The 12,341-nt window shown below is 31.1% G+C and carries 15 protein-coding genes; 6 read left to right on the forward strand and 9 right to left on the reverse strand.

What is annotated here, in order from left to right; all coding sequences use genetic code 11:
- On the reverse strand, window positions 1-1,068 hold the full coding sequence (gene fwdF, locus JH146_RS03440; protein ID WP_048201699.1) for a tungsten-dependent formylmethanofuran dehydrogenase subunit FwdF: 1,068 nt from the start codon (window positions 1,066-1,068) through the stop codon (window positions 1-3).
- A complete protein-coding gene (locus JH146_RS03445) occupies window positions 1,061-1,507 on the reverse strand; it encodes a (4Fe-4S)-binding protein (protein ID WP_048201700.1) in 447 nt (148 codons plus the stop codon). The genes fwdF and JH146_RS03445 overlap by 8 nt, the downstream gene beginning before the upstream one ends.
- Before the next feature lie 251 nt (window positions 1,508-1,758).
- Here JH146_RS03445 and JH146_RS03450 point away from each other — a divergent pair, with 251 nt between their 5' ends.
- Window positions 1,759-2,706 (forward strand): transcriptional regulator, encoded by a 948-nt coding sequence (locus tag JH146_RS03450; protein ID WP_048201701.1) that lies wholly within the window; start codon window positions 1,759-1,761, stop codon window positions 2,704-2,706.
- A gap of 15 nt (window positions 2,707-2,721) precedes the next feature.
- Here JH146_RS03450 and JH146_RS03455 read toward each other — a convergent pair whose 3' ends face one another.
- A complete protein-coding gene (locus JH146_RS03455) occupies window positions 2,722-3,210 on the reverse strand; it encodes a hypothetical protein (RefSeq protein ID WP_048201702.1) in 489 nt (162 codons plus the stop codon).
- A gap of 93 nt (window positions 3,211-3,303) precedes the next feature.
- A complete protein-coding gene (locus JH146_RS08915) occupies window positions 3,304-3,369 on the reverse strand; it encodes a hypothetical protein (protein WP_394296461.1) in 66 nt (21 codons plus the stop codon).
- A gap of 108 nt (window positions 3,370-3,477) precedes the next feature.
- Here JH146_RS08915 and JH146_RS08565 point away from each other — a divergent pair, with 108 nt between their 5' ends.
- The gene (locus JH146_RS08565; protein ID WP_081874501.1) at window positions 3,478-3,900 is read left to right on the forward strand and encodes a hypothetical protein; all 423 of its coding nucleotides are present in this window, start codon (window positions 3,478-3,480) and stop codon (window positions 3,898-3,900) included.
- Window positions 3,901-3,977: 77 nt separating this feature from the next.
- Window positions 3,978-4,529 carry a hypothetical protein gene (locus JH146_RS08635; protein ID WP_236953683.1) on the forward strand — a complete coding sequence of 184 codons (552 nt, stop codon included), beginning with the start codon at window positions 3,978-3,980 and terminating at the stop codon, window positions 4,527-4,529.
- Window positions 4,530-4,708: 179 nt separating this feature from the next.
- Here the strand turns inward: JH146_RS08635 and JH146_RS03470 are convergent, their stop codons facing one another.
- Window positions 4,709-5,362: a metal-dependent hydrolase gene (locus JH146_RS03470; RefSeq protein ID WP_048201703.1), complete on the reverse strand. Its 654-nt coding sequence runs from the start codon at window positions 5,360-5,362 to the stop codon at window positions 4,709-4,711.
- A 155-nt stretch (window positions 5,363-5,517) separates the two neighbouring features.
- Here JH146_RS03470 and JH146_RS03475 point away from each other — a divergent pair, with 155 nt between their 5' ends.
- Window positions 5,518-6,162, forward strand: coding sequence for a metallophosphoesterase (locus JH146_RS03475; RefSeq protein ID WP_048201704.1), 645 nt, complete (start codon window positions 5,518-5,520; stop codon window positions 6,160-6,162).
- On the opposite strand, the gene JH146_RS03480 is transcribed toward JH146_RS03475, so the two are convergent.
- The 4 genes from JH146_RS03480 to JH146_RS03495 form a co-directional block, all read right to left on the reverse strand.
- Entirely contained in the window at window positions 6,159-6,665 is a 507-nt protein-coding gene (locus tag JH146_RS03480; protein WP_153232492.1) for a hypothetical protein, read from the reverse strand. The genes JH146_RS03475 and JH146_RS03480 overlap by 4 nt on opposite strands.
- A gap of 163 nt (window positions 6,666-6,828) precedes the next feature.
- Window positions 6,829-8,133: an Asp-tRNA(Asn)/Glu-tRNA(Gln) amidotransferase subunit GatA gene (gatA, locus tag JH146_RS03485; protein WP_048201705.1), complete on the reverse strand. Its 1,305-nt coding sequence runs from the start codon at window positions 8,131-8,133 to the stop codon at window positions 6,829-6,831.
- A gap of 138 nt (window positions 8,134-8,271) precedes the next feature.
- Window positions 8,272-10,227 (reverse strand): single-strand DNA-binding protein Rpa, encoded by a 1,956-nt coding sequence (rpa, locus tag JH146_RS03490; protein ID WP_048201706.1) that lies wholly within the window; start codon window positions 10,225-10,227, stop codon window positions 8,272-8,274.
- A gap of 43 nt (window positions 10,228-10,270) precedes the next feature.
- The gene (locus tag JH146_RS03495) at window positions 10,271-11,194 is read right to left on the reverse strand and encodes a TIGR00269 family protein (protein ID WP_048201707.1); all 924 of its coding nucleotides are present in this window, start codon (window positions 11,192-11,194) and stop codon (window positions 10,271-10,273) included.
- A 100-nt stretch (window positions 11,195-11,294) separates the two neighbouring features.
- Here JH146_RS03495 and JH146_RS03500 point away from each other — a divergent pair, with 100 nt between their 5' ends.
- On the forward strand, window positions 11,295-11,612 hold the full coding sequence (locus tag JH146_RS03500; RefSeq protein WP_048201708.1) for a hypothetical protein: 318 nt from the start codon (window positions 11,295-11,297) through the stop codon (window positions 11,610-11,612).
- A 34-nt stretch (window positions 11,613-11,646) separates the two neighbouring features.
- Window positions 11,647-12,291, forward strand: a complete 645-nt coding sequence (locus JH146_RS03505) for an IS6 family transposase (RefSeq protein WP_048201709.1) — start codon at window positions 11,647-11,649, stop codon at window positions 12,289-12,291.
- Window positions 12,292-12,341 lie beyond the last annotated feature (50 nt).

Raw genomic sequence — 12,341 nt, forward strand, 5'->3', positions numbered from 1 at the left:
TTATCCCATTAACTTTTCAAATGCCTTTTTCCATGCAATTGCCTTTGGTTCTCTTTCAAAGTTAATTTCTGTTCTCTTAACTTTTATAGCATTAACTGGACATGCCTTAGTACATGCTCCACATAAAACACAGAGGTTTTGATTGACAATAATTCTTGGAACTTTTTCTGCCTTGTCTTTTGGTGCTGGGAATTCTAAGGCACTACATGGACATATAGCAACACATGCTCCACAAGCGTTACATGCATCAACATCAATTATTAACTCTCCCTTGAATGGCTTCTCAACTTCAATAGCTTCTGCAGGGCAAATGAAAGCACACCATCCACAGGTTACACATGCATCTTTATCAACAACTGTTTTTCCGTTAATATCATCATATAATTTTGCTTGAGGAATTCTCTTCATCATTGGACACTTGTAACAGATAACTTCAATGGCATCGTGTGGACAAACGAATTCACAAACCTTACAGTAGACACACTTATCTCTATCAACGTCGATATCAGTTATTGGTTTTGGATTTGTTGGTGTTGGGTAGTTGTATTTTAAGTTTATAGCATCTGCTGGACAGTATTCAGCACAAATTCCACACAAAACACATTTCTCTTTGTTTATATTTATTTCACCAATAACGAACTTCTTTCTTTCTGCCAATGTTCTTTCAACTTCTATTGCTGACTGAGGACAAACCATCTCACACTGCTCACACAAAACACACTTGTCTTGATAAACCTTAATATCTCTCTTAATTTTTGGGTATCTTTCATCTTCTTTTATTGATTTTCCATTAATTTTTAAGTCCATAGCATCAAATGGACATGCTGAAGCACACATTCCACACAAAACACATTTATCCTTATCAATATCTAATTTTGGTGCTATTATATCTCCTTTAGCTATAGCTCCTAAAGGTCCCATAGCTATAGCACTTACTGGACAGATATCAGCACAGATACCACAACCTACACAGGAATCATCATTCCAAAACAACTCTCTTTTTTCTACTTCCCCATCTCTATATATGGTAAATCCATTTTCATAGACTTCTTTTACTTGCTCAATCATAATTCTCCCTCACAAATTTTAATGAGTTTGTAGGACATCTGAATATGCAAGATGCACATAGACAGCAGGCATTTTCATCTATGTTAATGGTGAAATCATCAAGTGTGAGTGCCACACACACCAAACAAGAGCCGCAAGCTATGCAGGAATTTTCATCCCATAAAAGTTTTATGCCATATAGCTCTTTTATTAAGCTCTTTGCAAGCTCTTTATCATCAGTTAAAGAATGAATGAGCTTAGCTCCATATTTTGGTGGTATCTCTTCAATAATTTTTGCAACATTTAAGATTTTTTCTTTCGGATACCTTCCAGAGAGATAATGAGAGACAATTGACCTATCACTCTTAATAATTTTTGCTATTTCTCTCTGAATAAGCCCTTTTCTTCTTAATTTCATTGCCACTATTGCCTTTATTCCTGAGAGAATATGCTCTGGCATCCTCCCACATGGACATACTTTTAGTTGGATAATTTCATTATATAAAGAATATGCATAAAGATTAAGTAGAAACTCTTTTATATTAGTGTGTGCTTTGCTCACATTATTAATTGATAGTTCATCATAAATGAATATAAGTTCTATTTTTGGTAGAAAAGCTTTATATTGGTAAAGTTAATAATATAAAAAATACAAACCGTAAAAAATAAATATTATGAGGATTTAGATTAGAAGGTTCTATGGTGATGAGTATGAGAGAGATTTTAATATCCGAATGTATAGAATTATTAAGGGCTCATAAATTTACAGTTTCAAAACCATTAGGTAGAAGTTGCTTTGATATGGTTGCAAGTAGGGATGATATTAGATTGATTTTAAAGATTTTAAAAAATATTGATAGTTTGAGTAGAGAGCAGTCAAAAGAGTTGAAGAAGATTAGTAAAATATTACATGGAACTCCTCTAATAATAGGAATTAGGACAAGAAACGCCCCTATGGAGCATGGGGTTGTTTATGACAGATACAATATAAAAGCAGTAACCTTTGAAACGTTTAGGGATTATTTAGAAGGAAGCCCCCCAGTGGTTTATGCAAATAGAGGTGGATTCTTTGTAAAGATAGATGGAAAGGTTTTGAAAGAAGTTAGAGAAGCTATGGGAATATCTGTTGGAAAATTGGCAGAGATTGCAGGTGTTTCAAGAAAGGCAATCTATAAATATGAGACGCAGATGGCAAATCCTTCGGTTGATGTAGCTATAAAAATTGAAGAGTTCTTAGATGTACCATTAGTTAAAGGCATTGATTTATTTGAACCTGTTAATGATGAAGATGTTGAAAATAAATTAGAGAATTTAGAAGATTTTAAGAAAGAGGCGATAAATTTTCTAAACGAATTAGGGTTTAAATCATTTGTTGTTGAAAAAGCTCCATTTGATGCTGTAGCTGAGAAGGATATGGATAACAATCTAAATATCCTATTAACAAATATTGAAGAAAAAGGTAGTGAAGAAGTAAAGAGAAAGGCGTTATTTGTTAGAGAATTATCAAGGTTATTGGATGGATATTCACTATTAATATTGGAAGAAAAAGAGAAGGAATATAAAAATCTGCCTGTTGTTAGTATTGAAGAGTTAAAAAAGATGGATGATGCTCTTGAGTTAATTGAACACATAAAATCCATGTTAAGAGATATAAAATAATGTCTATAAAAATCTTCAATCTAAAGATTGGCTATATTTCCACTTGTTAACTTCATAAAATACAACCAACGATTCTCCAAATAGTATTCCAAAAATACTGGCTGGAAGATATACAGCACTAAATACTATTATTGACATTGTTACTTTGTCAAATAATAGAACACTTGTAATTATTGCACAAGCTACTGAAATTGAAAATATCGCTATCATTAAAATTTTCACATATTTCATTCTTTGTTCCAGATCTACTACAACATACATCCCGTTATCATATTTAAGGAAGGTATCCACTTTCTTTTTAGAATACCTTGCACCAAATAAAATTCCCAAACAAAATGAGGTAATATAAAACTGGATTGTATATACGTTAAATTGTATATTAACATTAAAAAATTTGCCCATATACATTACAAAAATTCCCATTATTAGAGCAAATATTGGATATAGTATAAAACCACTAAGGACATATTTATAAAATGTCGATAATGGCATTTTGAATTTCATAATATTATTCACCTAAAAAATTCTTCTTGGAATTTTTAGATAAAATTTTTAAATATTGATTATTTCACTATTATAACAATTTTTTAGCTATTTCTAAATCAGACTCTTCTCATCCTCAACCTCTTCCATAGCTTTTAAAAGCCCATAATCTAATAACAACTCTTCAATTTTTTTAACTGATACTGTGATTTAACAATATTATCTTTAAAATCGAAAAATAGAAATAGGTAGTAGTTAAATATCTCGTTAAAAAACGGTGCATCCAATATGCTATCTGCACTTAATAATATACTCACTAATTCTATAAATAGTTTAGGATTTAACTGTTCGGAAGAATTATCCAAGTTTGCGTTAGTTAGAACATTAACGCCGATAAAAACCATCAAAGCATTTTCAGAGAATATTTCAAAAATCCACAGAACAACCCTCGTTAAAAACTTGCAAAAATTCTCCGAAGAAGAGTTTTACTTATACACTCAATTATTAAACCTTCCCGACATTTTGAACGACAATAGATTTAAATACACTGCAATAATCGATTCAACATTATTAAGAAGATGGAGTGAAAACGTTTATGGTTGTAGTATTAGATACAATTACATCGAAAATCATAGCAAACTATATCAAGAGCAAATAAACTGCTGTATCTATCACGAAAAAAAGGGATTTATACTATTCACACTACAATAAAACCACTTAACAAAAAATCCACAAACATATTTATTGAAATCATCAAATTCTTATCCCGAACTAATATCAGGAGGGTTATGGGAGACACTTTTATCACAACAAAGAAAATTCTAAAGAAGTGTAAGGAATTAGGAATCGAATACATTGGCAAACTTAGGAAAAACATTATAATCGAGTTTTTCGGTAAGAAGGTTAAAGTGGAAGAGTTGTTCGAAAAGGATTTTCAAAATAGAAAGTCCAAATTAAGGACGATTAATAAAGTAGAGTTCAAATTATCCGATAGAATTGTAAATATTCCAAATGTTGGTAGGGTTAAAATCGTTGCAGTGCTAATGGAAAATCAGAAAAAACCTAAGTACTTGGTCTCTACAAACTATAAAAAGAAGATAGAGAATATTATAATCGAGTATATGAAGAGACCAAAGATAGAAGAAAAACATAAAAGGGATAAATCGATTTTAGAAGTTGAAGGGAATTACTTAACATCTGAAAAAAGTAATATCGGATTCATTAGACTTATGGCGATAGTCTCAAACTGCATCGAATACTTAAGCTACAAATATGGGCTATCGTTTTATGAAGTTGTTAAAGAGTGTTGTAAAGAACTAATAAAGAAAGGAATACCATAACCACACTGTCAGTTTTTAAATGTCTTATAATCTAAAATAACTCCTTTGATATTTCCTTTTTCATCAGTAATATATGATTGAACAATATTCATCCAAAACCACCATCAATATTTACTTTTACTTTATGTATAAATTAAATAAAATAGATAAAATTTTTAAAATTCGAAAAATAATGAGATTTATAAATCTAATGGCTCACCAATCTTTGGAACTATAACCTCAACTCCCAATGCTTCTGCTTTTTTTACAAACTCATTTACATCAACTTCAATTAATGGGAAAGTGTTGTAGTGCATTGGAATAACTATTTCTGGATATATTAGCTCAATAGCTACTAACGCCTCATCTATTCCCATTGTATATCTTCCACCTATTGGCAATAAAGCTATTTGTGGGGCATAAATCTCTCCAATTAGTTCCATATCTCCAAATAAACCAGTATCTCCTGCATGATACACTCTATCATTTATAATAAATCCAGCAGCAACTCCCCCACTTATATTTGGTGCTATATCTGATGAGTGTTCTGCTTTAACCATTGTTAATTTTGCTCCATTTATTTCAATAGTTCCTCCAATGTTCATTCCTTCTGCACAAACTCCTCTTTCTGATAAATAGACACTAATCTCATGGTTCGTTACTACTGGAACATTGTAGGTTTTAGCTAACTCTTCAGCATTTCCTAAGTGATCTGCATGGCCATGAGTTACTGCTATTACATCAACTCCATTCATTATCTCATCATAAGGCAAATTACATAAAGGATTTGGAACAAATGGGTCTATTAAAACATTATCTACTTTAAAGCATGCATGTCCATACCATGTTATCATGCTCCCACCTCCACATAATAATTTTAATGTTAAGCTATTTAAATTTTTATTATGTGTGGAAAATTTTCTCAATCTGATAAAAGTGGTTTATGGATGCTTAAAAAATTAAACTAAAAATTTCAAAAGCTTAAAAAATAAGATAAAATGGTGAAATTATGAAAATTGTAGGAATTACTGATTTGCATGGAAAACTTCCTCCAGCAGTTAGAGAATTTAAAGATTTTGCTGATGTTTTGGTTGTTTGTGGGGATATAACACACTTTGGTAAAGGGATTGAAGTTATAGAGAAATTAGCTGAGTTATCAGATTATATGGAAGTTCTATGCGTTCCAGGAAATTGTGATACTAAAGAAGTTATAGATGAGTTAAATAGCTTTAGATTAAATATAGATGGAAAAGTGAAAAAGATAGACAATATAAATTTTGTTGGAATAGGGGGAAGTAATAAAACTCCCTTTAACACTCCAAATGAATACACTGAAGAAGAGATATATAATAAGCTTATAAATGTGGCTAAAAACTTAAAAAACATATTTTTAGTTAGCCATGCTCCTCCATACAATACAATGGCTGATATTGTTGATTTAGACAAAGATATTCACGTTGGAAGTAAAAGCATTAGAAAGATAATTGAAGATTTTAACGAAAATATAATATTCTGTGCTTGCGGACATATTCATGAAAGCAGATGTATAGACAAAATTGGAAAAACAATAGTTGTAAATCCATCTCCAAAAAGTTATTTTGTTTATAACACAAAAAAGAATATGGTTGTTTTAGAAGATTTCGCAGGGCTTTAAGTTAAATTTTTTGATTTTCTATATAGGATATAGGTAAAGAAAGCAGTTGTAATTAAATAAACGTTTAATGGGATTGGAGCTTTTGTTGATGAAGGTGATGATGAAGGTGAACTAAAGTCGTAGGTTATTGGTGTAATTTTTAAGTATATACCATAACTTGTACTTTTATAATTAAAGCTATCTCCTTCAATGGAAACATTTACAATTATATTACCATCAGAAGTTTTATAGGTATGAGCATATCCTGCATTAGTATCAGGATTAGAAGGAGGAGTATAATTTATAATTATATGGACATTTCCATTAGTTTTATTATCATAGAATTGCTTTCCCTTAGGTATTATTTTATGATATAAAACTTCTCCACTGCTTGCATTTTTTATAGTAATGTTATATGCATTAGTTTCTGCAAAACTCTCTGACATTAATCCCAAAAATGCAGTTAATATTAGAATAGTGTATATACTTATGTTAATATTAGAATAGTGTATAGGAACTCGCATGTTCCCTCCTCACAAATATAATAAATCCAAATTTAAAAAACTTATGTTATTGAAGTATATAAAAATATTTCCATTTGGATTTAGAACTTAAACTTAAATATAAAAATAAAAATTCGTCAAAGAAATATTAAAAATATTGTAGATTTAACACTAATATTTTTAATTATTGCATTGCTTTTTCAAATGCAATCATTGCACTTAAAACCTTTTCATCTTCAAATGGCTTTCCTTGAATTTGCAATCCAACTGGAATGCCATTTATATCTCCACATGGAACTACTCCAGCACACAAACCGCAGATATTGGCTGGAACTGTTAAGACATCATAACTATACATTTCCATTGGTGTTAATTTTTCTCCTAATTTGTGTGGTAACTTAGGAACTGTTGGGGAAACAATGATATCAACATCCTTCATAATCTTAATCATCTCATTTTTCATTAAATTCCTTGCTCTTAAAGCGTTTTTGTAATATTTACCGCTATACTCTTTTTGGCTAATCATTGAACCAATCATAATTCTTCTTAAAACCTCCTCTCCACAAACTTCTTCTATTTTATATCCATATCTTCTTCCATCATATCTTCTTGTGGATGAGAAGAACTCAACGTAGTTAATTAAATAGTAAGTTGGTAGAGCTAAATCAACATATTTATAGCTTAATTCAACAATCTCACATCCTAAATCTTTAAAGACTTCAATACCTTTCTCTATCTTATCTCTTATCTTCTCATCAGCAACTTCCATAAATTCTTTAACAACTCCAACTTTAAAGCCTTTGATGTCTCTCTTCTCAAATTCTTTTGTTTCTACTGTTGTTGTGTCTCTAAAATCTTTTCCTTTAATGATATTTGTTAATAATAAAGCGTCTTCAGCTGTTTTTGTTAAAGGCCCTATTTGGTCAAAACTCATTGCCAAATCACATAAACCATATCTGCTAACAACTCCATAACTTGGCTTAAATCCAACAACTCCGCAATGTGAAGCAGGGTTTCTAATACTTCCTCCTGTATCACTACCCAAAGCCATATCACACAAATCTGCAGCTACTGCAGCAGCACTTCCTGAAGAACTTCCTCCAGGAATTCTATCCTCTGCTTTAGGGTTTTTTGTTGGACCATAATAGGAGGTTTCTCCAGAGCTACCACATGCAAACTCATCCATATTTGCTATTCCTATTATCAATCCACCGTTTTCTTTAATCTTCTCTATAACGGTAGCATCGTAAGGGGCAATGTAATTTTCCAAAGTCTTTGATGCACATGATATTGTATAGCCCTCAACGTTTATGTTTGCTTTAACTGCAATAATCTTTCCATATAATGGCTTTTTCTTAGCTTTTTCATCTTTTTCCAATTTTTTTGCTTCCTCTAAAACTCTATCTGGATTCACTTCTATTAATGCGTTAATATCTTTATTAATTTTTTCTATTCTGTCTAAATACTCTTCAACTCTCTCAACAATCATCACATCACCGTAAAATTTTTGGTTATAATATTGACTTATGCTTATTTATTTTTTGTTATAGTCAATCATCAAATGTTTGTTAATTATAAGGAATTTATAAAACCCAGTAGGGGTTTATACCGTGCCTTAATAAATAATTTAGTTTGATGATTGACTATATTCCATCTCCTCCAATATTTTTATTTCTTTCTCAACATCTACATAGCCAATTCTTCTAACAACTATAATCAACTCATCATTCTCTACCCTAACATTTCCATATAGAACAAATTCTTCCCCTAAAATCTCATCCTCTACCATTTCTATACTTAGATTTTTTAACTCTTCTCTCCTCATTTTTAACATCTTCTCAACTCTTCTATCATAAGCCCTACACAATAAAGTTCCTGTTCCATCATCTACAACAAAATTTAATCTCAAAATTTCCTCTGGTTCAACATCTCCACAAATAGGGCAGTTATAGATTCCATCAATCTCCACAACCCTCTTTTTACAATTTGGGCATAGATAAAGGAAAAGATTGTCGCTCAATATTTTAACAACAGCTCCTCTAACTTCAACTGTTTCCCCATCTTCAATATCGGCTATAAACTTTCTATTACTCTTTATTTCAACCCCTTCTGGATTTATAATTATTCTTCCATACTTTCCAAGAACTAAATCTATATAATCTCCTCTCTCCTTGGCATAGGCATGTAAAATTTCTATAATATCTCCCTCTCTAATTTCTATCTCAGCTAAATCATCCCATAAACTCAACCTTATTCTTCCAGTTCCATCCTCTAAAATTAAATTCCTTACTTTTCTAATGCCATTCTCAAATTCAATTTCATTAATGCCATAATCTTCAACAACTTGGGCTATTAAATTTATATCGTTCCAATCAACGTCTCTGTTATAGATATCTTCAATTTTGCAGTATTTTAGCTCATACTCTGGGGCTTCAATGCTCTCATCTTTAACAACTTCAGTATCAGCAGTTGCCACTAAATCAGCCCTTTTATTCCCTTCTCTATCATAGTATGTCTTCACTCTACAGTTTGTTATTCTCACCAAATCTCCTTCTTTTATATTTTCTAATAAAGCAGTTTTACCCCTCCAAAACGAAACTCTAACTCTACCAGTGCCATTATCTAACAAAACATCCTGAACTTTTGCTATCTCTCCATCCAAATCTACACTTCTTTTACTGCTTATAGCTATAACTCTACCTTTAACTGTAACCAATTCTCCATCTTCATATTTTGGTAAATCATCAACATTTATTTCCTCACTCTCTATTTTCTCTCCTTTTTTCAATATCTCTACATTACTTGCTGTGCATTCCAACCCTCCATAGTAGCCATTTCTTACATATCCTCTAACTCTAACATAATCTCCTCTACCAACATCAATATCTGTTAGCTCATCCCATAAGGTAACTCTTATACTTCCTGTTTCATCTTTAACAATAAATGATTTTAATCTTCCTAAACTACCATCTGCCTTTTTAAATTCTTTTATTGGTAAAGCTGAAATAACTTCTCCTTCAAATGTTGCTGTCATCCCTGGGCTTAGCTCACCAATATCATATATATCTTTAATCTCTGGAAGTTCTCCTTCATAGTTCTCTAATTTTTCAATCTTTGTTTCGGATGTTGAGCTAAGCTCTAATCTATCTCCCCACTTTCTTGCCCTTGCTCTTTTTATTTTTAATACCTCTCCAACTTTAATATCTATCTCAGCTAAATCATCCCACAAAGTCATACCAATTGTTCCAGATTTGTCAGCGATAGTTATCTTCCTATATCTTCCCTCAGTTCCATCTTTCCTTGTAAATGTTTTTACATCAGAAACATCTGTAACAACCCCAGTTATTTCAACATTTATCTGCCCCTCTTCAATATCTTTAATTAAAAACTCTTCCTCTTCTTTTTTGTCAATATCAATACCATGTTCTTTTGCAATCATCATTAAAGCGGCATCTTTTAACAATATCCCTCCAAATTCTTTAATTTTTTCTTTAATCATTTCATCCAATTCTTCTTCACTAATGTTCAATGCTTCGGCAACCTTTTTTTTAAGTTTTTTAAATCTCTCATAATCTCCTATCATAAATTACCACCAAAAAATTAAATTGAAATTTATTTAGAATTATTTACTCACTTTTACTAATTTCTTTCAATTTTATGAGCCATGAACATACCTTACAAATATTTCCACTACATGGAAATCCACAAATCTCGCATCTTTTAACCTCTTCTTTAACATCCATATATTTCAAGAGCTTTTCATAACCTCTTAGTATGCTAAACTTAACTCCTGGTTTATCTTCCTCTAAAACTTTAATTACCTTCTTCATTCTATGCCTATAAGATAGAGATGAGTAAGGGCAGGGCTCTTTTTGATACTTTATATTGTTTATATCAGCATACAACCTAACTTCATCTTCAGGGATTAATTTTAGAGGTTTAATCCTCTTAACAAACCCTTCTCCTTCAAATTCTTTACCAAACTGAATAATATTTTTTACATTTCCTTCAACATAGTTCATCAAAATTGTTTGGCAGAAATCATCCAAATTATGCCCTATAGCTAAATAATCACAGCCTTCTTTTAATGCATGTTTATTTAACAAATACCTTCTAACAACTCCACAAAAAGAACATGGCCTTCCAATATTTAATTCACTTAAGTAATCATTTTTTACAATTTCATCTAAAGTATAGCCAATTTCATCTTCAAATTTTATAATCTTCAACTCTAATCCTTGCTCTTCACAAAACTCTTTAATATATTCTTTAGCTTTTTCTCTAAATCCCTTTATTCCCTCATCAACGAAAAAACAAATTAGCTTAGCGTTTGGGATATGCTTAAAGAGCTTTTTTAAAATACATGCCATAACTAAGCTATCCTTCCCACCACTAATCCCAATACCTATTTTAACATTATTTCTTATAATATCCTTTCCTAAAACTTTTTTAGCTCTTCTTTCAATATCTTTTTTAAAGCACTCTTTGCATAAATACTTGTTTGAATATCTTTGATAATAAAATGCTTCATTTCCACAACTGCATATCATAATTTTCCCTCATAATTAATTACATGAAAAATTATAAAAACAAACAACCTATAAAATACTTATCATGCCCGAAACTATCAAATTAACCAAAACTGTAGTATTGAAAAGTAGACCTTTAACAAGAACGAAAATAAAAATCTTAGGGAATACAATAGAAATATATAAAGAAGTTTTATCTATTGCATTAGATTATGGCTTAAGAAATAAGAAGAAAAGCTTTATAAAGATTAGAGAAGGCATTTATGAAAGCATAAAATCCAAATTTCCGAAATTGCCAACTCACTATATCCATACTGCTTCCAAAGATGCTTCTACAAGAATAAAAAGCTTTATATCCATGAAAAAGAAAAATAAGTCTTACACTTCAAAGCCATTGATAAAAAACATTTCCTTATGGTTAGAGAGACTGTCAGGTTAAATTTTTATCAATATGTCGATAAAAAATAGTAAATATGAAGCTCGCAATAGATGTAATAAAGGAGAGAATCGAAGAGAAGAAGCTTTTTAAGAGGAATAGGAAGTCGATAGAAGTTAAAATCTTAGCAGGGCTTTTATACTACCTCGGGTTATCGTTGAGGAAGACGAGTTTATTTCTCTCCCAATTCGAAAGTATAAGCCACGAGTCAGTTAGAGTTTATTATCACAAGATTAAAGAGGTTTTAAACAAGCCTGAGAAGACTGTAAGAAGGTTAATTGCAATCGACGAGACTAAACTAAAGGTCGGAGATAAGAATATTTACGTATGGTCTGCTATTGACGTTGAATCGAAGGAATGCTTGGGAGTTTATATATCAAAAACAAGAAATTACCTCGATACTATATTATTCGTTAGGAGTATATTAAAATTTTGCTCGAATAAGCCCAAGATTTTAGTCGATGGTGGAAAATGGTATCCGTGGGCATTGCAGAAGTTGGGCTTAAAATTTGAAAGAGTCCGATTCGGACTGAGAAATTATGTAGAAAGCTTCTTCTCACTACTCAAACGAAGAACAAAAACATTCTCCAACAGATTCCCAAATAATAGTAAGTTCGATACAGTTATCAGTTGGATAAAAAGCTTCATGATGTTCTATAACTGGATACTATCGATAACTTGACAGTCTCTGGTTAGATGACGTTTTATTTAATTATAAAGATTTTAAAACTA

This window comes from Methanocaldococcus bathoardescens, assembly GCF_000739065.1.
GTDB lineage: Archaea > AGJL01 > Methanococci > Methanococcales > Methanocaldococcaceae > Methanocaldococcus > Methanocaldococcus bathoardescens.